This window comes from Streptomyces sp. CHD11, assembly GCF_018638295.1.
Classification (GTDB): domain Bacteria; phylum Actinomycetota; class Actinomycetes; order Streptomycetales; family Streptomycetaceae; genus Streptomyces.
In genome coordinates this window covers 57360-82246 of sequence record NZ_JABTTS010000008.1, presented here as the reverse complement: position 1 = coordinate 82246, position 24887 = coordinate 57360, and the positions used below count along the sequence as shown (strand labels likewise).

The window sequence follows — 24887 nt, the reverse complement described above, 5'->3', positions numbered from 1 at the left end:
CGTCCGCTGCGGTCCTAGCGGACGGGGCAGAACGATGGGGCCACACGGGCGCGAAGTCGGGGCCTCCCGGCCATGAGGACCGGGACCGCGGGGCCTCCCGGCCGGGGCGAGCGGGGCCGGGGCGAGCGGGGCCGGTCCCGGCGGAGCCGGGCGGGGGCATTGAATCGGTTGAGGTAACGCGGTCGGAGTGTTCGACGATAGGGGCCACGGGCAACCGAACCGCCCTCGCCGACCACCCGAGAGATCCAGCGTGCTCATACGACTCCTGCGGACCTACCTCACCCCCTACAAGAGACCCATCGCCCTCCTGGTGCTGCTGCAGTTCCTGCAGACCTGCGCCTCGCTCTACCTGCCCACGCTCAACGCGGACATCATCGACGACGGTGTCGTCCGGGGTGACAGCGGCTACATCCTGAGTCACGGCGCCCTGATGCTCGGCATCTCGCTGGTCCAGGTCGTCTGCAACGTGGGCGCCGTGTACTACGGCGCCCGGACTGCCGCCGCCCTGGGGCGGGACGTGCGCGCCGCCGTCTTCGACCGTGTGCAGTCGTTCTCCGCGCGTGAGGTGGGCCACTTCGGCGCCCCCTCACTCATCACCCGTACGACGAACGACGTCCAGCAGGTGCAGATGCTGGCCCTGATGACGTTCACCCTGATGGTGTCCGCGCCGATCATGTGCGTGGGCGGCATCGTCATGGCGCTCGGCCTGGACGTGCCGCTGTCCGGGGTGCTGGTCGGGGTCGTACCGGTGCTGGCGGTCTGCGTGACGCTGATCGTACGGAAACTGCGTCCGCTTTTCCGGACCATGCAGGACCGGCTCGACACGGTGAACCGGGTGCTGCGTGAGCAGATCACCGGCAACCGGGTGATCCGCGCCTTCGTGCGGGACACGTACGAGCAGGGGCGGTTCAGGAAGTCGAACACCGAGCTGACCGATGTGTCACTGGGCACGGGCAATCTGCTCGCGCTGATGTTCCCGGTGGTCATGACGGTGGTGAACCTGTCGTCCGTCGCGGTGGTGTGGTTCGGCGCGCACCGCATCGACAGCGGCGGCATGCAGATCGGCGATCTGACGGCGTTCCTCGCCTATCTGATGCAGATCGTCATGTCCGTGATGATGGCCACCTTCATGTTCATGATGGTGCCGCGCGCCGAGGTGTGCGCCGAGCGCATCCGCGAGGTGCTGGACACCTCCTCCAGTGTGGTGCCGCCCGTCGCGCCCGTCACCGGGCTGCGCCGGCACGGGCACCTGGAGATCAGGGGCGCGGGCTTCCGCTACCCGGGCGCCGAGGAGCCGGTGCTGAGGGAGATCTCACTGGAGGCACGGCCCGGCGAGGTGACCGCCGTGATCGGCTCCACCGGCAGCGGCAAGTCCACCCTGCTCGGCCTGGTACCGCGGCTTGTCGACGCGACCAACGGCGAGGTGCTGGTCGACGGGGTGCCGGTCGCGGACATCGAGCCGCGGCTGCTGGCGAGGACGGTCGGTCTGGTGCCGCAGAGGCCGTATCTGTTCGCGGGCACGGTGGCGACCAACCTGCGCTACGGCAATCCGGACGCCACCGACGAGGAGCTGTGGCACGCGCTGGAGGTGGCGCAGGGCAAGGACTTCGTGGAGCGGCTGGAAGGCGGCCTCGACGCGCCCGTCGCCCAGGGCGGGACCAACGTCTCCGGCGGTCAGCGCCAGCGTCTGGCGATCGCCCGCACGCTGGTGCAGCGGCCGGAGATCTACCTCTTCGACGACTCCTTCTCCGCACTCGACTACGCCACCGACGCGGCCCTGCGGGCCGCCCTCGCGCGGGAGACGGCCGAGGCGACCGTGGTGATCGTCGCCCAGCGGGTGGCGACCATCCGGGAAGCCGACCGGATCGTGGTCCTGGACGAGGGCCGGGTCGTCGGCACCGGCCGGCACCACGACCTGATGGCGGACAACGAGACCTACCGGGAGATCGTGCTCTCCCAGCTGACGGAAGCGGAGGCCGCCTGATGGCCGGGCCCGGAGGACGGATGATGGCCGGGGGCGGCCCCGACCAGCGCTCGCTCGACTTCACGGGGTCGAGCAAACGGCTGATCGCCCGGTTCGGACCGGAACGCCTGACGACCTACGGGCTGCTGGCCTGTGTCGTACTGAGCGTGGGTCTCAGCGTGATCGGGCCGAAGATCCTCGGTGCGGCCACCGACCTGATCTTCGCCGGCATCGTCGGACGTGACCTGCCGGAGGGCGCCACCAAGGAGCAGGTGCTCGACTCCATGCGGGAGCGGGGCGAGGGAGATGCCGCCGACATGCTCCGCAGCACCGACTTCACCCCCGGTGAGGGCATCGACTTCACGGAGGTGGGCCAGGTCCTGCTGTTCGCGCTGGCGTTGTTCCTGCTCGCCGGTCTGCTGATGGCCGTGGCGACCCGGCTGGTGAACCGGGCCGTCAACCGCACCATGTTCCGGATGCGCGAGGACGTGCAGACGAAACTGTCGCGGCTGCCGCTGTCGTACTTCGACAAGCGGCAGCGCGGTGAGGTGCTCAGCCGCGCCACCAACGACATCGACAACATCGGGCAGACACTTCAGCAGTCGATGGGCCAGCTGATCAACTCACTGCTCACCATCGTCGGTGTGCTCGCGATGATGTTCTACGTCTCGTGGATCCTCGCGCTGGTCGCGCTGGTGACGGTGCCGCTCTCGTTCGTCGTCGCCACGCGGGTGGGCAAGCGGTCGCAGCCGCACTTCGTGCAGCAGTGGCGGACCACCGGAACGCTCAACGCGCACATCGAGGAGATGTACACCGGACACACCCTGGTGAAGGTCTTCGGACGGCAGGACGAGTCGGCGAAGCGCTTCGCCGAGGAGAACGAGGCGCTGTACGAGGCCGGGTTCAAGGCGCAGTTCAACAGCGGCGTCATGCAGCCGCTGATGTTCTTCGTGTCGAACATCAACTATGTGCTGGTGGCGGTCGTCGGCGGGCTGCGGGTCGCCTCGGGCGCGCTGTCCATCGGTGACGTGCAGGCGTTCATCCAGTACTCCCGCCAGTTCTCGATGCCCCTGACGCAGGTCGCGTCGATGGCGAACCTGGTGCAGTCGGGGGTCGCCTCGGCCGAGCGGGTCTTCGAACTGCTGGACGCCGGCGAGCAGGAGGCCGACCCCGTCGCGGCCGAGAAGCCGGAACGGCTGCGCGGGCGGGTGGCGCTGGAGCGGGTGGCGTTCCGCTACGACCCCGAGAAGCCGCTGATCGAGGACCTGTCGCTGACGGTGGACCCCGGCCACACGGTCGCCATCGTCGGCCCGACGGGCGCCGGCAAGACGACCCTGGTCAACCTGCTGATGCGGTTCTACGAGGTGTCCGGCGGGCGGATCACGCTCGACGGGGTGGACATCGCCCGGATGTCCAGGGACGAACTGCGCGCCGGGATCGGCATGGTACTCCAGGACACCTGGCTGTTCGGCGGCACCATCGCGGAGAACATCGCGTACGGGGCGTCCCGCGAGGTCGGCCGGGAGGAGATCGAGGAGGCGGCACGGGCGGCGCACGCCGACCGGTTCGTGCGGACGCTGCCCGACGGGTACGACACCGTGATCGACGACGAGGGGTCGGGTGTCAGCGCGGGTGAGAAGCAGCTGATCACCATCGCGCGGGCGTTCCTGTCCGATCCGGTGATTCTGGTGCTGGACGAGGCGACGAGTTCCGTGGACACGCGCACGGAGGTGCTGATCCAGAAGGCGATGGCGCGGCTGGCGCACGGACGGACGTCGTTCGTGATCGCGCACCGGTTGTCGACGGTTCGGGACGCGGACACGATCCTGGTCATGGAGGACGGGGCGATCGTGGAACAGGGCGGGCACGAGGCGCTGCTGGCGGCGGACGGCGCGTACGCCCGCCTGTACAGGGCCCAGTTCGCGGAGGCGGTGGCCGTGGTCGACTGACCCGTCGTCCCCGGGATCGCTGCCCCCGGACCCCAGGTCCGGGACGGGAAGGGGCGGCGGGGGCGAGGAGAGGTCAGTCCAGATACCCCCGCAGCTGATCCGCGAAGGCATGATCGCGCAGCTTGTTCAGCGTCTTGGACTCGATCTGCCGTATACGCTCCCGCGTCACACCGAAGATCCGCCCGATCTCCTCCAGCGTCCGCGGACGCCCGTCCACCAGCCCGTAGCGCAGCTGCACCACTTTCCGCTCCCGCTCCCCCAGCGTCGACAGCACCGCCTCCAGATGCTCCCGCAGCAGCAGGAACGCCGCCGACTCCACCGGACTCGCGGCGTCACCGTCCTCGATGAGGTCACCGAGCGCGACGTCGTCCTCCTCCCCCACCGGCGCGTGCAGCGACACCGGCTCCTGCGCCAGCCGCAGCACCTCCCCCACCCGCTCGGGCGACAGATCGAGCTGCGCGGCGACCTCGCCCGGCGTCGGCTCGTAGCCGCGCTCCTGGAGCATCCGCCGCTGCACCCGCACCACGCGGTTGATCAGTTCGACCACGTGCACGGGCACCCGGATCGTGCGGGCCTGGTCGGCCAGCGCACGGGACATGGCCTGGCGGATCCACCATGTGGCGTAGGTGGAGAACTTGTAGCCGCGCGCGTAGTCGAACTTCTCGACCGCCCGGATCAGCCCCAGATTGCCCTCCTGGACCAGGTCGAGCATGGTCAGCCCCCGGCCCACGTACCGCTTGGCGACGGAGACGACGAGCCGCAGGTTCGCCTCGATCAGCCGCCGCTTGGCCATCCGGCCCATGACGACCAGCCGGTCGAGGTCGAGCGCCAGGCTGCTGTCCAGGTCGGGGGCGCGGCGCAGCCTGTCCTCGGCGAAGAGCCCGGCTTCCACCCGGCGGGCGAGTTCGACCTCCTCGGCGGCGGTGAGCAGCGGGATGCGGCCGATCTCGCGCAGGTACTGGCGGAACAGGTCCGAGGAGGGACTGCCGCTCTCGGTGCGGACGGGCGCGGGCGGTTCCGCCGGATCGTCGGGCTCGGGTGACGCCGCGGCCGGCCCGGCGGGCGTTCCGGCCGGCCCGGCGGGCGATGCGGCGGGCTCGGGCGGCTTCCCGGGGTGGTGCGCGACACGGCCCTGCGCGGGCATGGCGACGAGAACGTCCGCGTCGGGCGGGGTGAGGGTCTGGGTCTGGGTCTGCACGGGGGCGACCTCCAGGATGATCGCTGCCGGGGGTGGGGCAGCGGTACTTCGGGGGCGGAGTCGGCGACCTCGCCGCTGTCCGTCCCGTACACGATGGGCGGAACCGCGGATGTCCGGGACCCGTCGGTGACGGATCGGCCGCGCTCCGAGGACTCAGGCACCGCCACCAGTGTGGAGTACGACACATCGTCCCCACGAGGGGCGTGCGGTGACTTTTTGCGTCCGGTGCGTGACCGGGTGCATCAGCGCGGCCGGGTCCCTGGCGCCCCGGCCGGCCTCACAGCGCCGCCGCTCCGTGCGCGCGCAGCGTCTGGTCGTACTGCTGGAGGACCCACAACTCGTTCTGTACGGAAGCCAGTTCGGCCGGGTCTCCGTGGGCGCCGAGGCGGGTGAGGCGGCCGGTGATGTCGCGGATGCGGCGCTCGACGGCACGGCGGCGGACGGTGACCAGCTGGGCGCCCGCGTAGGTCTCGTCGACCTCCTTGACTCCCCGGTGCAGCATGATCGCCTCGACCGCGAGTTCGGTGACCATGGCGCGGACGGTGTCGTCGGGGGCGGCCTCGCGCACCCGGACCAGGTACTCCTGCGGGTCCTGGACGCCGTGCTCGGCGCCGCCCGCGTCCAGGATCGCCTGGCGCACGGCCACGTAGGGCGGGGCGGTGAACTCGTCGACGCCGTACGCGTCGAAGGCCGGGGAGACCAGTTCCGGGCACTGGAGGGCGAGCTTGAGCAGTTCGCGTTCGGTGGCGAAGACGGGGTTGCGGAGGTTGAGGGCGGGTCCGCGCGGGCCGGACCCGTCGGGCGTGTACGCCTGCGGGCCGGCGCCACCGCCGCCGCGCTGCTGCTGCCGGCCGGGGCCGGCGGGGCCCTTGCCGCCCCGGTCGCGGGCCCAGCGGGCCAGCTGGGCGACCCGTTTGACGACGAACTGGGTGTCGAGGATGCCGAGCATTCCGGCGAGCTGGACGGCGACCTCGTGCTGGGCGCCGCTGTTCTTGATGCGCGCGACGATCGGCGCGGCCTCGTCGAGGGCGCCGGCCCGGCCGGCCGGGGTCTCCAGGTCGTAGCGGCGGACGACCTGACGGAGGGCGAACTCGAAGAGCGGGGTGCGGGGTTCGGCCAGCTCGGCCACGGCCTCGTCGCCCTTGGCGAGACGCAGGTCGCAGGGGTCCATGCCGTCGGGCGCGATGGCGATGTAGGTCTCGGCGGCGAACTTCTGGTCGTCCTCGAAGGCGCGCAGGGCCGCCTTCTGGCCGGCCGCGTCACCGTCGAAGGTGAAGATCACCCGTGCGCTGCCGTTGTCCATGAGGAGCCGGCGCAGGATCTTGATGTGGTCGCCGCCGAAGGCGGTGCCGCAGGTGGCGATGGCGGTGGTGACACCCGCGAGGTGGCAGGCCATGACGTCGGTGTAGCCCTCGACGACGACCGCGCGGGAGGCCTTGGCGATGTCCTTCTTCGCCAGGTCGATGCCGTAGAGGACCTGGGACTTCTTGTAGATCGCGGTATCGGGGGTGTTGAGGTACTTCGGGCCGTTGTCCGCCTCGTAGAGCTTGCGGGCGCCGAAGCCGACGACTTCGCCGCCGATGTCGCGGATGGGCCACATCAGCCGGCCGCGGAAGCGGTCGATGGGGCCCCGGCGGCCCTCCTGGGAGAGTCCGGAGAGGAGGAGTTCCTTGTCGCTGAAGCCCTTGCCGCGCAGGAAGCGGGTGAGGTGGTCCCAGCCCTGGGGGCTGTAGCCGACGCCGAAGTGCAGGGCGGCGGCCTGGTCGAAGCCGCGGTCGGCGAGGAAGATCCGGCCGGTGTCCGCCTCGGGGGAGGTCGCGAGCTGTTCCGCGTACCACTCCGCGGCGATCTTGTGGGCCTCGACCAGACGGATGCGCTCGCCGCGCTGGTGGGTGGGGTTGTACCCGCCCTCCTCGTAGCGCAGGGTGATGCCGGCCTGTCCGGCGAGCCGCTCGACCGCCTCCGAGAAGGAGAGGTGGTCGATCTTCATCACGAACGTGATGGTGTCGCCGCCCTCCTGGCAGCCGAAGCAGTGGAAGAACCCCTTGCTCGGGCTGACCTGGAAGGACGGCGACTTCTCGTCGTGGAAGGGGCAGAGACCCTTGAGGTTTCCGCCGCCCGCGCTGCGCAGCTGGAGGTACTCGGACACCACGGCGTCGATCGGGACCGCGTCCCGAACCGCCTTCACGTCCTCATCATTGATCCGCCCAGCCACACCTGGATTCTACGGGTGCGCTGTGACACCTCCGGGGCGCGCGGTGCCCGGCACCGGCCGCGGGGCGTGCGGCGGTGCTCCGCCGCGCGGGCGCGACCAGCCACGACGGCACCGCACCCGCGGCGGCGGGACCCGGCGGGCGCCCAGGTCCTCTCGTTCGGATCATGCCGGGCTCGCGGGCCCCGGCACCGCGCCTCGCCGCGTTGCCGCCGGTTGTCAGGGCTCCGCCGCCCTCCTCCGCCTTGCGGCGCACGGCACCGGACCCCGCTCCCTGATCCGGCCCGACCCGGACGAAAGACCCTAGGACGTCCGGGCCACGAGGCTCTCCAGCGGCACGTGCGGGTCCCCCAGCGCCTCCGTGTCCACCGGCTGCCGGGACCGGATCATCCCCTGGATCGGTCCGGTGACATCCCACACGTTCACGTTCATCCCCGCGAGGACGTGCCCCTCCTTCACCCAGAACGCGATGAACTGCCGCTTGCCCGCGTCGCCCCGGATGACCACCTGGTCGTACGATCCGGGCGGCGCCCACCCGGAGTACTCCATCCCCAGGTCGTACTGGTCGCTGAAGAAGTAGGGGACGCGGTCGTAGCGCTCCTCCCGGCCCAGCATCGAGCGTGCCGCCGCCGGGCCGCCGTTCAGCGCGTTGGCCCAGTGCTCCACCCGCAGGCGCGTGCCGAAGACACCGTGCGGGAAGGACGCCACGTCTCCGGCCGCGTAGACGTCCGGGTCGGAGGTGCGCAGCCGCTCGTCGACGAGGACGCCCCCGCCGGCCGCGGGGTCGGCGAGCTCCAGTCCCGCGGCCTCAGCGAGAGCGACCCGCGGGGCCGCTCCGATCGCCGCGAGGACGGCATGCGCCGGGTGTTCCTCGCCGTCGTCGGTGCGGGCGGCGAGCACCATGCCGTCCTGTCCGGTGATCCCGGTGAGCGTGGCGCCGAAGTGGAAGCGCACTCCGTGCTCGTGGTGCAGGTCGGCGAAGAGCTGCCCGAGTTCGGGGCCGAGGACCGAGTGCAGCGGGGTCTGCCCCCGGTGGACGACGGTGACCTCCGCGCCGTACTGACGGGCCGCAGCCGCGATCTCCAGGCCGATCCAGCCCGCGCCGGCGATCACCAGGTGGCCGTTGTCCCGGCCGAGGGAGGAGAGCACGCCCTTGAGGCGCTCGGAGTGGGCGAGGCGCCGCAGATGGTGGACGCCGGCGAGATCCGTGCCCGGGACGTCCAGGCGGCGCGGCTCGGCGCCGGTGGCGAGCAGCAGCTTGTCGTAGTGGACGGTGGTGCCGTCGTCGCCGAAGCGGACGGTCCTCGCGGCACGGTCGATGGCGTCGACGGTCTGGCCGAGGTGCAGTTCGACGTCGTGACGCGCGTACCAGGCGGGCTCGTGGACGAAGACGCTGTCGCGTTCCTCCTTGCCGAGGAGGTACCCCTTGGACAGGGGCGGACGCTCGTACGGGTGGTCGCGTTCGTCGCAGATCAGTATCACGCGGCCGGTGAAGCCCTCCGTTCTCAGCGTCTCGGCCGCCTTGGCGCCGGCCAGTCCGCCTCCGACGATGACAAAAGTCTGATCCGCGTCGACCACGTGATGCCTCCTCTTGAGGGTGTTGCCACCTTGAGCCTCCCGCACGCGAAATCATGCCGTAAGGGGGAGCGCGTCGATCAGGCCACGCCGGTCACGGCCGGCCCGGGGCCGTGCCGCTCACGGCCGCCCCATGAGCAGGGCGTGCAGGGAGCGGGCGGAGTCGTCCGTGAGGGACGCGATCTGGTCCACGATCACCCGCTTGCGGGCCCGGTCGTCGGGGGCCTTGTCGAACAGGGTGCGGAACTGCGGGTCCAGTCCGTCGGGCGCGCGGACGGTGAGCGCCTCGGCCAGTTCGAGTACGACGACGCGCTGGTCGGCGCGGAGCAGTTCCTGTTCGGCGCGCTGCATGACGTAGCGGTCGGCGACCGCCTTGAGGACCGCGCACTCCATGCGGGTGCCGCGCGGCACGACCAGCTCGGCCCCGTATCGGGTGAGGCGCCCGGTGCCGAAGGCCTTCCGGGTGGCGCCCTCAGCGGCGAGGCAGAAGCGGCCGATGAGCTGGCTGGTGGCGTCCTTGAGCCGGGCCTGGGCGACGGCGGTGCCGTCGTAGCCGTGCGGCCACCAGTCCTGGTCGAGGAGGCGGTCGAGGGCTTCCGCCAGTTCGGCGGGGTCGGTGTCCGCGGGGACGTACCGGGCGACGGCGACGGCGAAGACGGCTTCCCGTTCCGGATCGGCGTGCAGGCAGTTCGGGTCGATGTGGCCGGCGTGCAGGCCGTCCTCCACGTCGTGCACCGAGTAGGCCACGTCGTCGGACCAGTCCATGACCTGGGCCTCGAAGCAGACCCGGGTGCCGGGGGCCCCTTCGCGCACCCAGTCGAAGACGGGGCGGTCGTCGTCGTAGACCCCGAACTTCGGTGAGGCCGGGACTGCGGGGTGGGCGCCGCGGGGCCAGGGGTACTTGGTGGCGGCGTCGAGGGCGGCGCGGGTGAGGTTCAGGCCGACGGAGCCCTCGGGGGTGAACCGCTTGGGTTCGATACGGGTGAGCAGGCGCAGCGACTGGGCGTTGCCCTCGAAGCCGCCGCAGTCCCGCGCGAACTCGTTCAGCGCCTGTTCGCCGTTGTGGCCGAAGGGCGGATGGCCCAGGTCGTGGGAGAGGCAGGCGGCCTCGACGAGATCGGGGTCGCAGCCGAGGGCGGCGCCGAGCTCGCGGCCGACCTGGGCGCACTCGAGGGAGTGGGTGAGGCGGGTGCGGGGGCTCGCGTCCCACACCTGGTGCGGTCCGCCGGGGGTGACGACCTGCGTCTTGCCGGCGAGACGGCGGAGGGAGGCGGAGTGCAGGACGCGGGCACGGTCGCGTTGGAAGGCGGTGCGGCCGGGGCGCTTGTCCGGTTCCGGGGCGTAGCGGGCGACTGACGTCAGGTCGTATGCGGTGGGGGGTGCGGTGCCTTCCATGTCATGACAGTACGGGGCAGGTGTGACAGCGGGGGCGAGGGTGGGGCGTGGTGGGACGCGGTGGGGCGTGCCTCGGGTTCTCGCCCCGCCGCCCGTACCCGTCCCCGGAGGGCTTCGCCCCCGGACCCCTGCGCCCGCGCGGCGGAGCCGCGGTCGCCACACCCCCGCGCCCCTGAGTGGTCAGGAGGCGGAGGCCAGCTCCAGCGGGGATGTGGACGGGGTCCGTACGGCCTCGTCGTAGCGGTGAAGGAGGAGACGGGGGACGGCGGGGTGGGTGGCGAGGGGGGTGGAGGCGATCCAGGGTGCCGCCGCCGCGCACTCCGCGGCGAAGCGGCCGGGGGCGGTGAAGTAGGAGGCGACGGCGGCACGGGTGCGGCCCCGGTCCGCCAGGGCGCGCAGGGCGTCGGGGACGGTGGGTGCGGCGGCGGAGGCGTAGGCGGGGACGACGGGGACTCCGAGACGTTCGGCGAGCAGCCGGGCGGTGCGGCCGGTGTCGGCCTTCGCGTCCGGGTCGCGGGAGCCGGCGGCGGCGAGGACGACCCCGCTCGCGCGGCGCGCCGCCGCGTCCGCCGGGGTGCGCCAGCCGGCCTCGGTGAGGCGGGCCTGCAGGGCGTCCACGAGCAGGGGGTGCGGGCCGAGGGGTGCGGCGACGCGCGTGTGCAGCCGTGCCCCGGCGGCCATCTCGGGGATGTCCCGCCTGACGTGGTAGCCCCGGCTGAGCAGCAGCGGCACCAGGACGGCGGACCGGGTGCCGCGCGCGTCCAGCCGGGCCAGGGTGTCGGGGAGCAGCGGCGCGTTCAGCTCGATGTGGCCCAGGTGCACGGGCAGGCCGGGGCGCAGGGCGCGCACCCCTTCCAGGAGCTGACGTACGGTGCTCAGCGCGCGCGGGTCGCGGCTGCCGTGGGCCACGACCACGAGGGCGGGCCGGGCGGTGCGGTGGTGCGGGGTGTACGCCGTCATGCGGCGATCGTGACGGCGGTACGTTGCCTTCCTGTTGCGCGGGCGTGACGGGGGCTTTCCGTCGGCCGACGAGGTCGGGCCCGGCCGGTGTGAGGCCGTTGACCTGCGGTCGCCCTGAGGGGGGTGAAGCAGGTCACAGGGCCGGGGCTGAACCGCGGGGGCCGGTGGGGCGTCTCTCCGGGTCGGGGAGCGACCGGGAGGGGCCCGTCCGATGCGCCGTTTCGCAGTGCGCCGCCCGCGTCCGCCACGTACCCGCGCGGGGCGGCGGCGGCTGGTGCGGGTGGTCGTGGCGGTGTGCGTGCTGGCGCTGCTGCCGGCCACCTGGCTGCGGCTGACGACGGACGGACGGCTGCGCACCACCGCCGACGTGCCGCGCACCGAGGTCGCCGTGGTCTTCGGCGCGGGCCTGTGGGACGGGGAGCCGTCGCCGTATCTCGCGCACCGGCTGGACGCGGCGGCGAAGCTGTACCGCGCGGGGCGGATCGAGGTGGTGCTGGTCACCGGCGACAACAGCCGCGAGGACTACGACGAGCCGGACGCGATGCGCGGGTACCTCACCCGGCACGGCGTGCCCGACGCGCGGATCGTCAGCGATTACGCGGGCTTCGACACCTGGGACTCCTGCGTCCGCGCGAAGAGGATCTTCGGCGTGGACCGCGCGGTGCTGATCAGCCAGGGCTTCCACATCCGGCGGGCGGTGGCGCTGTGCGAGAGGGCCGGGGTCTCCTCGTACGGCGTCGGTGTCGACGAGCCGCACAACGTCACCTGGTACTACGGGGGCGTCCGGGAGGTCCTCGCGGCGGGGAAGGCGGCGACGGACGCGGTGTTCCGGCCCGATCCCCGCTTCCTCGGCCCCGAGGAGCCGGGGGTGGAGCGGGCACTGGCCGGGGCCCGCGGCCCGGGAACACCGGACTGACGGCCGCATACTGCGGCATGCTCGCTGCATGGCGGACACGACTCGCATCACGGTGACGCTCCCGACGGAGCAGGTCGCCGAGCTGAGGAAGCTCACCGACAACGTCTCCGGCTACGTCGCCGAAGCCGTGGCGCGTCAGCTGCGGCATCAGCTGCTCGGCGACGATCTGCTGCGTCATCAGGAGGAGCACGGAGCCTTCACCGGGGAGGAGCCGGCGCAGGCCCGCTCACGGATCTTCGGCAGCACGCATGCCGGTGGCTCGACGAGCGCGACATGAACGAGCACGTCGAGACGCTCGTCCTGGACTCCGAGGGCCTCTCCTCCTGGATCGCACAGGACCGCGAGATCCTCGCGATGTTCCAGGTCTTCCATGACATGGGTGCGGACCTCGTCGTCGGGGCCGACACCGTCGTGGCGGTCAGCCACGCACGGGTGAACACGGCCCGGCTGCGGTGGGCACTGTCCCGCGTCAAGGCGGAGCCGGTGACCGAGCGGGCAGCGAAGGCGTCGGCGGAGCTGCTCAAGGCCGCCGGTCTGCACGGACACGAGTACGCGATCGACGCCACGGTGGCCGAGATGGCAATGCGCCGACCGGGGCCGGTGGTCGTGCTGACCTCCGATACGGACGACATGTCCCGCCTGTGCGGTGACCGCGTCCGGCTCGTCGGCGTCCGAGCGAGGGCCGGCCGCGGCCTCACCGCGGGTCCCCGGCGGCGGGGAGGTCGCCGTTCCGGGTGTGTAACAGGGGCCGGTGCGGTGCGTAACACCGGGGACGCAGCCTGGACGGTATGCGAGACACCGTGACGCCCACGCACTGCCCCTACTGCGCGCTGCAGTGCGGGATGAATCTGACGCCGTCCCCGGACGGGAGCACCGTCGGGGTGAGTGAGCGCGCGGACTTCCCGGTGAACCGGGGGGCGCTGTGCGGGAAGGGGCGTTCGGCGCCGGCGGTGCTGTCGTCGAGCGTGCGGCTGACCTCGCCGCTGGTGCGGTCCGAGGAGGGCGCGCTGGTGCCGGCCTCGTGGGAGGAGGCGCTGGGGCGGGTCGCCGAGGGCTTCGGCCGGACGCGTGCGGAGTACGGGGCGGACGCGGTCGGGGTGTTCGGCGGGGGCGGGCTGACCAACGAGAAGGCGTACAGCCTGGGGAAGTTCGCCCGGGTGGTGCTGGGCACCTCCCAGATCGACTACAACGGGCGGTTCTGCATGTCCTCGGCGGCCGCTGCCGGCGGCAGGGCGTTCGGGCTCGACCGCGGACTGCCGTTCCCGCTGGAGGACGTCCCCAGGACCGGCTGCGTCGTCCTGGTCGGGTCGAACCCCGCGGAGACCATGCCCCCGTCGCTCCGGTACTTCACCGAGCTGAAGGAGAACGGCGGCACACTGATCGTCGTCGACCCGCGCCGCACCAAGACCGCCGAGCACGCCGATCTGCACCTGGCGCCGCGCCCCGGCACGGATCTCGCGCTGGCGCTGGGCCTGCTGCACCTGATCGTCGCCGAGGGGCGCACCGACGAGGCGTACGTCCTGGAGCGCACGGCCGGCTGGGAGGGGACCCGGGCGGCCGCGATGGCCCACTGGCCGGAGTACGTGGAGCGGATCACCGGTGTGTCCGTCCCCGAACTGCGGGAGGCGGTACGGCTGTTCTGCGAGCCGGAGGCGGCGATGGTGCTCACCGCGCGGGGGCCCGAGCAGCAGTCCAAGGGCACCGACACGGTCAGCGCGTGGATCAACCTGTGCCTGGCGACGGGGCGGGCGGGCCGCCCGCTGTCCGGGTACGGGTGCCTCACCGGGCAGGGCAACGGGCAGGGCGGGCGGGAACACGGCCAGAAGGCCGACCAGTTGCCCGGCTACCGCAAGCTGACCGACCCCGCCGCGCGGGCGCATGTCGCGGAGGTGTGGGGCATGGACCCGGATTCCCTTCCCGGGCCGGGACGCAGTGCCTACGAACTGCTGGACGCGCTCGGAACGGACATCCGCTCGCTGCTGCTGATGGGCTCCAACCCGGTGGTGTCGGCACCACGCGCCGCGCACATCGAGGAGCGGATCCGCTCCCTGGACTTCCTCGCGGTGTGCGACGTGGTGCTGTCGGAGACGGCCGCGCTCGCCGATGTGGTCCTGCCGGTGACGCAGTGGGCGGAGGAGACGGGTACGACGACGAACCTGGAGGGGCGGGTGCTGCTGCGCCGCCGCGCGATCACCCCGCCGGCGGGTGTCCGCAGCGACCTGGAGGTCATGCACGAGCTCGCCGCGCGGCTGGGCGGGGAGCGGAACCTGGAGAAGGGCTTCCCGACCGATCCCGAGGAGGTCTTCGAGGAGCTGCGCCGGGCGAGCGCGGGCGGCCCCGCGGACTACTCCGGGATCACCTACCGGAGGCTGGCCGAGGAGAACGGCGTCTTCTGGCCCTGCCCGGCGTCCGGGGACCCGGGAGCCGGCGTCCATCCCGGCACCCCCCGTCTCTTCCTCGACCGGTTCGCCACCGAGGACGGGCGGGCGCGGTTCGTGCCGGTCACGCACCGGGCGGTCGCCGAGGAGCCGGACGAGGAGTACCCGGTGCTGCTGACCACCGGGCGGGTGGTGGCGCAGTACCAGTCCGGCGCCCAGACCCGGCGTGTGGAGGAGCTGAACGCCGCCGCGCCCGGCCCGTTCGTGGAGCTGCACCCCCGGCTGGCGGAGCGGCTCGGCGCGGCCGAGGGCGAGCCGGTGGCCGTGGTGTCCCGGCGGGGGCGGGCGGTGGCGCCGGCGCGGATCACCACCGCGATCCGCCCCGACACGGTCTTCATGCCGTTCCACTGGGCGGGCGAGGGCCGCGCCAACACCCTCACCAACCCGGCCCTCGATCCGACGTCCAGGATGCCGGAGTTCAAGGCGTGCGCGGTACGGCTGGAGGCGGTACGGCTCTGACGGCGTCACCGGCGCAACCGTCGCGGTCACCCGTTCACAGCCCCGCCGCCCGCCCTTCGGGAGTTTCCGCGGTCCTGTTCCGCATGGCTCGTTGACCTGCTGAAACGCGCCGTGCGCGGGGGCCGTCCCGCGGTGTGTGACACCCGTTCAGCCGCCGCCCTGACGCCTCCTCAGGAAGCGGGGGCGGCCCGCCGGCACTTACCTCGGGAGAGCAGGGACGCGTCCGACGGCGGCACACAGGGGGTGCCGCGGGCCGGGTCCCCTTCGTGAGCCCGAGGGAGCATCGATGCGACGTACCGCCCGGCTGCTGACCGGCGTCACCGGTATGACTGGTCTGACCGGTCTGACCGGCGCCGCGCTCGCCGTGGCCACCGCGGGGCTGCTCGCCGTGCCCCCCGCCCACGCCGTGGAGTCGCACGGCCCGTCGGCCGGGAACCTGGAGATCTACCCGTCGTCGGCCGCGCCGGGCTCGCAGGTCACGGTGAACACCGCGGAGTGCGGCGGCGAGGGCACGGCGGCGGGGGACGCCTCCGCCGTGGGCGCGGGCCGGTTCACCCTGGCGCCGAGCACCCACGAACAGGACGCGATCGGGCAGTTCCAGGTGCCGCCGAGCGCGCAGCCGGGGACCTACGAGATCGTCGCGACGTGCGCCGGGAGCGGCCGCCGGGTGGCCGGTGACCTGTTGGTCACGCTGACGCCCGAGGCCCAGCCGGCACATCCCCGGGGAAGTGTGAAGACGGGGGTCGGTGGTGCTCTGGGCACCGACCCCGTACAGACCGCGGCCGGTGTGGCGGCTCTCGCCGTCGCCGCCGCGGGCGGTACCTGGCTCCTGCATCGCCGGGCGAGAGGCGACGGGATCTGACGGGCACCCTCCGCTGCCCGTCCCCGCCGGTACCGCACGTCCCCTCCCCCTCCGGGTCCGACGCCCCTCGCGGCCCGGAGGGGGAACGGGGCCGAATCGAGATGAGGCCAGTCCGTGATGCGCCGCAGGTTCCGCCGGGCCGGGGGTCCGGCCAACGCAGCGATAGCCGCCGTCACGGTGTTCGCCCTGTGCGCGGGGGCCTGGCTGCTGCGGGACGGGACCGGGGCCCACCCCCCGCCGCAGCCCTCCGCCGCCCAGGCACACACCGGCGCCGACGACCACAGCGCCGGCGGGTCCCCGGCCCCCGCGCTGCCGCCCTCGCCCCCCGGGCGCGTCCGCATCCCCGCGATCGGCGTGGACGCTCCTCTGACCGGCCTCGGTCTGACGGCCACCGGCAGCCTCGACGTGCCGCCCGCCGGCGCCGGGAACCTCGCCGGCTGGTACGAGGCCGGCACCACCCCCGGCGAGCGGGGCACCGCGATCCTCGCGGGCCATGTCGACAACGCCGAGGGCCCCGCCGTCTTCTACTCCCTCGGCGCCCTGCGCAAGGGCAGCACCATCGAGGTGGACCGGCGGGACGGCGGGGTCGCCGTGTTCACGGTGGACGCCGTCGAGGTGTACGACGCGCGGGACTTCCCCGACGCGAAGGTCTACGGCGCGGCGTCCCGCCCGGAGCTGCGGGTCATCACCTGCGGCGGCGGCTGGTCCCGGACCACCGGCTACCAGGGCAACGTGGTCGTCTACGCCCACCTGACCGGCAGCCGGTAGCCGGTAGCCGGTAGCCGGCGTACCGGCCGCACTCGCACCCGGGCCCCGGGCCCCGGGGCCTCCGCGGCCCGGCGGGCCCAGCAGCCCGGCGGACCCGGCAGCCCCGGCGGACCCGGCGCCCGCATCGGAGCCGGGGGCCGCCCGGAGGACACCGCCCCCGCGTCACGCCTACTACGCCAGCCACTGCTCGTACGCCAGATTCGCCACCAGCGCGAAGACGACCGTCAGCAGGACGACGCGGACGAAACCGCTGCCCTTCTTCAGGGCCGTGTGCGCGCCGAGCGTGCCGCCCGCCAGGTTGAACACCGCCATCAGTGCCGCAAGCTGCCACAACACCGTGCCCTGCCAGGCGAACATGGCGAGGGCGCCGGCGTTGGTGCAGCAGTTGACGATCTTGGCGGTGGCGGAGGCGGTGACGAGGTCGAGGTGGAGCACGGCGGTGAGCGCCAGGACGAGGAACGTACCGGTGCCGGGGCCGATGAGACCGTCGTAGAAGCCGATGCCGAGGCCGGCCAGGCCGATCGCGGCGAGGATCTGGCGGCGGGTGGCCGGGCCGGCGGAAGGGGCCGTGCCGAAGGCGGGGCGCAGGATGACGAAGGCGGCCACGCCGAGCAGCACCACCATGATCACCGGTTTGAGGACCTCGGTGCTCATCCCGGCCGCGAGGAAGGCCCCGGCCGACGATCCGGCGAGGGCCGCCAGCCCGATGCGTACCGCGTTCCTGACATCCACCGGCGCCTTGCGGGCGTACGTCACGGCGGCGCCCGTGGTGCCTACGATCGCGACCGCCTTGTTGGTGCCCAGGGCGTACACGGCGGGGGTGCCCGCGGGCAGGCCGAGCAGCAGGGCCGGCAGGAGCAGCAGTCCGCCGCCGCCGACCACGGCGTCGATCCAGCCGGCGGCGAGGGCGGCCAGGCAGAGCAGAACGACCGTGGTCAGAGAGATGTCGGGCATGCTCGTGACCTTAGGGACCGTATAGATGCTGCGTCCATCAAGATGAGCGTTTGTTGAGGTTGGCGGCGGGCCGGCACCTCACACCGCCGCCCCGGCGGGCGCACGGGAGCCTCACACCCGCCCCGCGCCCCCGCTGAGGGCAGCGTTCCGCACGGGAAACAACGGGGATGCTGCCGGGTAACACCCACACCGCACGCTCAGGGGCATGACCTCGAACGATCGTGTGGTGGTGATCGGCTCCGGCCTCGCGGGCGTACGGCTCGCCCGGCGGCTCGGAGAGCTCGGCACGCCCGTGACGCTGATCGGCGAGGAGGAGCACCGTCCGTACAACAGGGTGCTGCTCGCCGAGGTGCTGGCCGGACGCTACAGCCCCGAGGTGATCGCCCTGCCGGCGCCTGCGGAGCTCACCCGGGCCCGGATCACCGGCATCGACCGCTCGGCGCGCACGGTCGTCCACGCGGACGGCTCGGTGACCGGATACGGCCGGCTGGTCCTGGCCACCGGCTCCAACCCGGTGCTGCCGCCGCTGCGCGGACTGTTCACCGCGTCCGCCGAGGAGCACGAGCTGCCCGAGGGCGTGCACGCCTTCCGCACCATGGACGACTGTCTGGGCCTGGCCAAGGCGGTGCGGCCCGGGGTGCGGGCGGTGGTGATCGGCGGCGGGCTCCTCGGGGTCTCCGCGGCCCGCGCGCTCGCCGTGCGCGGTGCGCAGGTCGTCCTCGCCCAGCAGTCCGAGCGGCTGATGGAACGCCAGCTGGACCCGGCCGCTTCCCGCCTGGTCAGACGGCATCTGACCGGCCTCGGTGTCGAGGTGCACACCGAGTGCCGGGTGCGGGACGTGCGCTGCGCCGGCGGCGCGGTCCGTTCGGTGGAGATGGCCGACGGGTACGCCCTCGACGCCGACCTCGTGGTGCTGGCCTGCGGGGTGCACCCGAGGGTCGGTCTCGCCCAGGCCGCGGGGCTCGACGTCGGCAAGGGCGTCGTCGTCGACGACAAGCTGCGTACCTCCGACCCGTACATCCACGCGATCGGCGACTGCGTCCAGCACGCCGGCACGGTGTACGGGCTCGCCGCCCCGGCGCTGGAACAGGCCGACGCGCTCGCCGCGCTGCTCGCCGGGGACACCGGCGCCCGCTACACCGGCACCCGCTCCCTGACCCGGCTCACCCTCACCGGGCCGGGCGGCCCCTTCGGCCCCTTCGACCTCGCCGCGTTCGGCGAGACCGAGGCGCTGCCCGGTGACGACGTCGTACAGCTCACCGATGCCACCCGGGGCACCTACCGCAAGGTCGTCGTCCGCGACGACCGCCTGGTCGGCGGGGTCCTGGTCGGCGAACTCGGCACCGTCGGCGCCCTCGCGCGCGCCTGGGAGGGAGCAGAGCCGCTCCCGTCCGCCGGCGGGCCCCTGCTCCACCTGCTCACCAATGACGGAGGCTCCTGATGTCCACGGACACACCGACCATCGTGCTCGTCGGCCACGGCATGGTCGGCCAGCGTTTCCTCGAGGCGCTGGCCGAGCGCGGCCTGACCGCCACGCACCGCGTGGTCGTGCTGTGCGAGGAGCCGCGTCCGGCGTACGACCGCGTGCAGCTCACCTCGTACTTCTCGGGGAAGACCCCCGAGGACCTGTCGCTGACGGACCTGCGGCTCATCGAGGACCACGGGATCGAGCTGCGCGTCGGCGACCCGGCGGAGACCATCGACCGTGCGGCACGCGAGGTGACCGCCCGCTCGGGGCTGGTCGTGGGCTACGACGTCCTGGTCCTGGCCACCGGCTCCTACCCGTTCGTGCCTCCGGTGCCGAACAAGGACGCCGAGGGCTGCTTCGTCTACCGCACGATCGAGGACCTGCTCGCCATCGAGGAGTACGCGGGGAGGTCCACGACCGGTGCGGTGGTCGGCGGCGGCCTGCTGGGCCTGGAGGCGGCCGGCGCGCTCAAGGGGCTCGGGCTGACCTCCCACATCGTGGAGTTCGCGCCGCGGCTGATGCCGGTACAGGTCGACGAGGGCGGTGGCGCGGCGCTGCTGCGCACCATCGAGGACATGGGCCTGAGCGTGCACACGGGGGTGGGCACCCAGGAGATCGTGGTCGGCGAGGACGGCGCGGTCACCGGGATGAAGCTGTCCGACGGGTCCGAACTCGCCACCGACCTCGTGGTGTTCTCCGCCGGCGTCCGCCCCCGCGACCAGCTCGCCCGGGACGCGGGCCTCACCGTCGGCGAGCGCGGCGGCATCGCGGTCGACGAGCAGTGCCGCAGCGTCTGCGACCCGCGCGTGTTCGCGATCGGCGAGTGCGCGCTGGCCGCCGACGGCCGGGTGTACGGGCTGGTCGCACCGGGGTACGAGCAGGCGGAGACGGCCGCGGCGACCATCGCCGAGGACGAGTCGGCGTTCACCGGCGCGGACCTGTCGACCAAGCTGAAGCTGCTCGGCGTGGACGTGGCGTCCTTCGGGGACGCGCACGGCACCGCCGGGGACTGCCTGGACGTCGTCTACTCCGACTCCCGCGCCGGCCTGTACAAGAAGCTGGTCATCGGCCGGGACGGCACGCTGCTCGGCGGCATCCTGATCGGCGACGCCGAGGCGTACGGCACCCTGAAGGCCTTCACCGGCTCGGTCCCGCCGGTCTCGCCCGAGTCGCTGGTGCTGCCGGCCGGCGCGGGAGGTCCCGTCCAGCTCGGCCCGTCCGCGCTGCCGGACGACGCGATCATCTGCTCCTGCAACAACGTCCGCAAGGGCACCATCCGCGAGGCGGTCACCGAGCACAGCTGCACCACCGTGCCCGAGGTGAAGAAGTGCACCAAGGCCGGGACGACGTGCGGCAGTTGCGTCAAAGTGCTCGGCCAGCTGGTCAACGCCGAGCTGGAGGCGAGCGGCGTCGAGGTCGACAAGGGCCTGTGCGGCTGCTTCTCCCAGACCCGCGAGGAACTGTACGAGATCGTCCTCGCCCTGCGCGTCACCTCCTACCGGGAACTGCTCGACCGGCACGGCCGCGAGGCCGCCCGGGGCGGGGACGGCTGCGAGGTCTGCAAGCCCACGGTCGGCTCCATCATCGCCTCCCTCGCCCCGGCGATCGGCGCCGGCACCCATGTCCTCGACGGCGAACAGGCGGCACTCCAGGACACCAACGACCACTTCCTGGCCAACCTGCAGAAGAACGGCTCGTACTCGGTCGTGCCGCGCATCCCCGGCGGGGAGATCGCACCGGAGAAGCTGATCATCATCGGCGAGATCGCCCGCGACTTCGGCCTCTACACGAAGATCACCGGTGGTCAGCGGATCGACATGTTCGGCGCCCGCGTCGAACAGCTCCCGCTCATCTGGGCCCGCCTGGTCGACGCCGGCTTCGAGTCCGGCCACGCCTACGGCAAGTCGCTGCGCACGGTGAAGTCCTGCGTCGGACAGACCTGGTGCCGGTACGGCGTCCAGGACTCCGTCCGCATGGCGATCGACCTGGAGCTGCGCTACCGGGGGCTGCGCTCCCCGCACAAGCTCAAGTCGGCGGTCTCCGGCTGCCAGCGCGAGTGCGCGGAGGCCCGGTCCAAGGACTTCGGCGTCATCGCCACGGCGAACGGCTGGAACCTCTACGTCGGCGGCAACGGCGGCGCCACCCCGCGCCACGCGGACCTGCTCGCGCAGGATCTCTCCGACGCCGAACTGATCCGCCTCATCGACCGGTTCCTGATGTTCTACATCCGCACCGCCGACCGCCTGGAGCGCACCAGCGTCTGGCTGGACCGGATCCCCGGCGGTCTGGACCACGTACGGGACGTGGTGGTCCACGACTCGCTCGGCATCTGCGACGAGCTGGAGTCCCTGATGACCGCCCATGTCTCCGCCTACCGCGACGAGTGGGCCGAGACCATCGACGACCCGGAGAAGCTCGCCCGGTTCGTGTCCTTCGTGAACGCGCCCGACACCCCCGACCCGGTGGTCGCCTTCGTCCCCGAGCGCGACCAGATGAAGCCCGACCTGCCCCTGCTGAACATCGGTCTGCGCCCTGCCGACGACATCCTGGAAGGAACCGCCACGCGATGACCCCGGTACTGGAGACCACCGACCTGAAGATCCGGCTCCGGCTGACGGACGACTGGTTCACGGTCTGCGACCTCAGCGCGCTGCTTCCGGGCCGCGGAGTGGCGGCCCTCCTCCCCGACGGCCGCCAGGCCGCCGTCTTCGCCGACCGCACCGGGCGCCTCTACGCCATCGACAACCGTGACCCCTTCACCGGCGCGGCGGTCCTCTCCCGCGGCCTGACCGGCACCCACCGGGGCCGCCCGTTCGTCGCCTCCCCGCTCCTCAAGCAGCGCTTCGATCTGGAGTCGGGCCAGTGCCTGGACGACGAGACGGTACGGGTGACGGCATACGAGGTGAAGGCGGCCTGACCGCCCCGGCCGCCCGGCGGATCCGGTCCCGGACGCCCGGGGGCGGTGGCGCCGGGGGCGGGGGACGCGAGGTGGGGTGAGCCCCGCACGGCACCGGTGAACAGTGGGGGTGGCGCCGGCCGGGGCCCCCACGGTCGCCGGCCGGCGCCCGCCTTCCCGGACCGCCGGCGCACGCACCGGCCGCGGCACCCACGAGCTGTGGGACCCGGAGCCGCGCGGCGCGGTCACACGGTGCGCCGGCCGCGGGAAGGCCGTCGGGCAAGCCACCCGGGTCCGTTCCGGCCCCCGGAGGGCCCCGGAAAGGCGGCGCGGCACGGCCCCTGGAACAGGCCCGCGCCACGAGCCGGCCGACGACCCACCCGGCCGTCGGTTCCCGGTGCGGCTCACCGGGGATACGACGGCTGCCCCCCGGGGAAAGTTCACCGCGCCCGGAGATTTCCGTGAAAGCGGCGGCCGTTCAGGCCGGGCACGCCCGTGGCCTGTCGAGTTCCTGTCGACATCGGGCTCCTGAGGCCCGCGGGCGGGTCCATCGGGTTACATCGGGGCTGCCCCGACCGTTTCAGGCCCCACCCCATCCGTCACGGAGGCCCGAACCATGACCCGGAAGCACCCACAGTCCTCCCCCGTCTCCCCGCCCTCCCGGCGTGCCGTGCTCGGCGGTGCCGCCGCGTTCGCGGTGGCGGCCGGCGCCGGTACGGCACGGGCCGGCGGCCACCGGCCCGCCTGGCCGGCCGAGTTCCCGCTGCCGGACGGCTGGCTGCCCGAGGGCATCGCCATCGGCCGCGCGCCGTACGCCTATATGGGCTCCCGCGCCGACGGCGCGATCCTCCGCACCGACCTGCGCACCGGCGCGAGCCGGGTGCTCCACCAGGGCACCGCCGGCCTGGTGTCCATCGGACTGAAGCTGGACCACGACGGCCTGTTGTACGTGGCCGGCGGCGCAGGCGGCACCGCCCGCCTCGTGGACGCCCGCACCGGCAGGCTGCGAAGGACGTACCGGCTCACGGACGGCGCCAACCCGTTCGTCAACGACGTCGCCCTCGTCCGGGACCGCGCCTGGTTCACCGACTCCCGCGACGCGGTGCTGTACGGCGTCCCGCGCGGCCGGGGCGGCCGGGTGCGGGAGCTGCCGCTCGGCGGCGACTGGGAACAGGTGCCGGACGTCATCAACGCCAACGGCATCGTGAGCACACCCGACGGCCGCGGGGTGATCGTGGTCAACAGCACAGCGGGCGAGCTGTACCGCGTGAGCCTGCGGACCGGGCACGCCACCCGCGTCGCCCTGGCCGGGGCGCCGGACGTGGTCAACGGCGACGGTCTGGTCCGCGTCGGCCGGACACTGTACGTCGTACAGAACCGGCTGAACCTGGTCACCGTGTTCGACCTGGACGGCCGGGCCACGACCGCGGCCCTGCGCCGCTCGATCACCGACCCGCGCTTCGACGTCCCCGCCACCGCCGCCCGCTTCCGCGACCGCCTCTACCTGGTCAACGCCCGCTTCACCAGCCCCCAGACACCGGAGACGACCTTCACGGCGGTGGCGGTGCCGCTGTAGCGGGGCAGGGCGTCACAGCGGAGCGCCACCCTGTGATCACGTAACGTTCACATCACAGGACCTTCATATTCCCGCCACACCATCGGCACCCCAGTAGTTTCGGGCCTCTCGCACGAAGCACACGTATACGCCCGATCTGGGGGGCTCCACACCATGAATCCGTTCCGTACCTCCGCCGCCGCGGTCCTCGCCGCCCTCGCCCTGGCCGCCGTACCGGCCACCGCCGTGGCCCACGACGGCAACCACCCGTTCAAGAACTGCACCGAGGCATACGACAACGGGTACAGCAACATCGCCAAGGGCGACGACCACTACGGCAAGCACCTCGACCGCGACAACGACGGCGTCGGCTGCGATCAGCCGCCGGCCGGTTTCGAGCCGCGTGAGGAGAGCGCCGGCGACACCGGCACGGAGGCGGAGGACACCGGCACCGAGGAGCAGACCGGCACCGACCTCGCGGAGACCGGCGGCAGCGACACCACCCCGTACATCGCGGCCGGCGGCGCGGCCGTCGTGCTGCTGGGCGGCGGTGTGATGATCGCGGCCCGCCGGCGGCGCGACAACCGCTGAGCCCGTCCGTCCGAGCGAGGGGGCCGGCCGTCCGGCCCTCTCGCTCAGAGGGACATCAGCGGGGAATCGGTCCTGCCCTGCCGGCGGCGCACATGCCCGCGCCATCCCGCCGGCACCGCCAGCAGCGTCCACGCGCCCAGACCCGCGATCAGGCTGCCGAGCCGCCCCGCGGCGTCCACCTGGTCCGCCCGCTCCATGGGCACCACGCCGTCCGGGTCACGGATGACGTCGAACCGCTCGCCCACCCGGGGAGCCCCGGAACCGTTGTAGGTGAAGCGCTCCGCCAGTTCCTCACCGTCCGCCGTCCGCAGCGTGAGCCGGTGGTTCTTGTTGCCCTTCCCGGTCGCGCTGTCCGCGACGACCACCACGCTCTCGCGCACCCCACGCACCTCCAGCGCCGCCTCGGGCGCGTACTGGACGGCGCCGACGAGGATGAGGATGCCGGGCAGCACCGACAGCAGGGCGATCCAGGCCGCGCGGTGCAGCAGCCCGAGCAGCACGACGAACCCCAGGCACAGCAGGACCCCCACCGCGATGGGCACCCACACCCACCGCAGCGCCAGATAGGACACCCCCGCGGTGACGGCCGCTGCGGCCCACCCGAACAGCACCACCCCGACCGTGCGCCGCAGCGACCGCCAGGGGTCGACGGCGTACCCGCCCGTGGCGCTCGACGGCCCGATGGTGCTCCTGCGTATCCCGAACGGCACTGCGTCCCCCGTGAGTCC

The 24887-nt window shown here is 72.9% G+C and carries 19 protein-coding genes and 1 pseudogene; 13 read left to right on the top strand and 7 right to left on the bottom strand.

Features of this window, described 5'->3' with window-relative positions; genetic code table 11:
* The first annotated feature begins 250 nt into the window (after positions 1-250).
* Positions 251-1984, top strand: coding sequence for an ABC transporter ATP-binding protein (locus HTV45_RS10175; RefSeq protein WP_215205357.1), 1734 nt, complete (start codon positions 251-253; stop codon positions 1982-1984).
* A complete protein-coding gene (locus HTV45_RS10170) occupies positions 1984-3912 on the top strand; it encodes an ABC transporter ATP-binding protein (protein ID WP_215205356.1) in 1929 nt (642 codons plus the stop codon). The genes HTV45_RS10175 and HTV45_RS10170 overlap by 1 nt, the downstream gene beginning before the upstream one ends.
* Before the next feature lie 73 nt (positions 3913-3985).
* Here the strand turns inward: HTV45_RS10170 and HTV45_RS10165 are convergent, their stop codons facing one another.
* The 5 genes from HTV45_RS10165 to HTV45_RS10145 all read right to left on the bottom strand — a co-directional run bounded on the left by HTV45_RS10165 (position 3986) and on the right by HTV45_RS10145 (position 11252).
* Positions 3986-5221, bottom strand: a complete 1236-nt coding sequence (locus HTV45_RS10165; protein ID WP_215205452.1) for an RNA polymerase sigma factor — start codon at positions 5219-5221, stop codon at positions 3986-3988.
* Positions 5222-5387: 166 nt separating this feature from the next.
* Positions 5388-7325, bottom strand: coding sequence for a DNA primase (gene dnaG / locus HTV45_RS10160; protein ID WP_215205355.1), 1938 nt, complete (start codon positions 7323-7325; stop codon positions 5388-5390).
* Positions 7326-7625: 300 nt separating this feature from the next.
* Complete coding sequence (locus tag HTV45_RS10155) at positions 7626-8900, bottom strand: NAD(P)/FAD-dependent oxidoreductase (RefSeq protein ID WP_215205354.1); 1275 nt, start codon at positions 8898-8900, stop codon at positions 7626-7628.
* A gap of 117 nt (positions 8901-9017) precedes the next feature.
* Positions 9018-10292, bottom strand: a complete 1275-nt coding sequence (locus tag HTV45_RS10150) for a deoxyguanosinetriphosphate triphosphohydrolase (protein ID WP_215205353.1) — start codon at positions 10290-10292, stop codon at positions 9018-9020.
* Between the two features lie 180 nt (positions 10293-10472).
* Complete coding sequence (locus HTV45_RS10145) at positions 10473-11252, bottom strand: sirohydrochlorin chelatase (RefSeq protein ID WP_215205352.1); 780 nt, start codon at positions 11250-11252, stop codon at positions 10473-10475.
* A 211-nt stretch (positions 11253-11463) separates the two neighbouring features.
* Here HTV45_RS10145 and HTV45_RS10140 point away from each other — a divergent pair, with 211 nt between their 5' ends.
* From HTV45_RS10140 to HTV45_RS10115, 6 genes and pseudogenes are all read left to right on the top strand, one after another.
* Positions 11464-12168: a vancomycin high temperature exclusion protein gene (locus HTV45_RS10140; RefSeq protein WP_215205351.1), complete on the top strand. Its 705-nt coding sequence runs from the start codon at positions 11464-11466 to the stop codon at positions 12166-12168.
* Between the two features lie 28 nt (positions 12169-12196).
* Positions 12197-12445 (top strand): hypothetical protein, encoded by a 249-nt coding sequence (locus tag HTV45_RS10135; protein ID WP_215205350.1) that lies wholly within the window; start codon positions 12197-12199, stop codon positions 12443-12445.
* Positions 12442-12840, top strand: a pseudogene (locus HTV45_RS10130) (DNA-binding protein); the annotation flags it as partial. The gene HTV45_RS10135 and the pseudogene HTV45_RS10130, both read left to right, overlap by 4 nt.
* A gap of 116 nt (positions 12841-12956) precedes the next feature.
* A complete protein-coding gene (locus tag HTV45_RS10125; RefSeq protein WP_215205349.1) occupies positions 12957-15065 on the top strand; it encodes a molybdopterin oxidoreductase family protein in 2109 nt (702 codons plus the stop codon).
* A gap of 286 nt (positions 15066-15351) precedes the next feature.
* Positions 15352-15927, top strand: coding sequence for a hypothetical protein (locus HTV45_RS10120; RefSeq protein ID WP_215205348.1), 576 nt, complete (start codon positions 15352-15354; stop codon positions 15925-15927).
* Between the two features lie 117 nt (positions 15928-16044).
* Complete coding sequence (locus tag HTV45_RS10115) at positions 16045-16695, top strand: class F sortase (protein WP_215205347.1); 651 nt, start codon at positions 16045-16047, stop codon at positions 16693-16695.
* Between the two features lie 171 nt (positions 16696-16866).
* On the opposite strand, the gene HTV45_RS10110 is transcribed toward HTV45_RS10115, so the two are convergent.
* A complete protein-coding gene (locus HTV45_RS10110) occupies positions 16867-17649 on the bottom strand; it encodes a TSUP family transporter (RefSeq protein ID WP_215205346.1) in 783 nt (260 codons plus the stop codon).
* Between the two features lie 205 nt (positions 17650-17854).
* Here HTV45_RS10110 and HTV45_RS10105 point away from each other — a divergent pair, with 205 nt between their 5' ends.
* From HTV45_RS10105 to HTV45_RS10085, 5 genes are all read left to right on the top strand, one after another.
* Complete coding sequence (locus HTV45_RS10105) at positions 17855-19090, top strand: NAD(P)/FAD-dependent oxidoreductase (protein ID WP_215205345.1); 1236 nt, start codon at positions 17855-17857, stop codon at positions 19088-19090.
* On the top strand, positions 19090-21687 hold the full coding sequence (nirB, locus tag HTV45_RS10100; RefSeq protein WP_215205344.1) for a nitrite reductase large subunit NirB: 2598 nt from the start codon (positions 19090-19092) through the stop codon (positions 21685-21687). The genes HTV45_RS10105 and nirB overlap by 1 nt, the downstream gene beginning before the upstream one ends.
* Complete coding sequence (gene nirD / locus HTV45_RS10095) at positions 21684-22034, top strand: nitrite reductase small subunit NirD (protein WP_215205343.1); 351 nt, start codon at positions 21684-21686, stop codon at positions 22032-22034. The genes nirB and nirD overlap by 4 nt, the downstream gene beginning before the upstream one ends.
* Positions 22035-22629: 595 nt before the next feature.
* Positions 22630-23589, top strand: coding sequence for an SMP-30/gluconolactonase/LRE family protein (locus HTV45_RS10090; protein ID WP_215205342.1), 960 nt, complete (start codon positions 22630-22632; stop codon positions 23587-23589).
* A 153-nt stretch (positions 23590-23742) separates the two neighbouring features.
* A complete protein-coding gene (locus HTV45_RS10085) occupies positions 23743-24159 on the top strand; it encodes an LAETG motif-containing sortase-dependent surface protein (RefSeq protein ID WP_215205341.1) in 417 nt (138 codons plus the stop codon).
* A gap of 44 nt (positions 24160-24203) precedes the next feature.
* Here the strand turns inward: HTV45_RS10085 and HTV45_RS10080 are convergent, their stop codons facing one another.
* Entirely contained in the window at positions 24204-24869 is a 666-nt protein-coding gene (locus HTV45_RS10080) for a hypothetical protein (protein WP_308309393.1), read from the bottom strand.
* Positions 24870-24887: the final 18 nt, after the last annotated feature.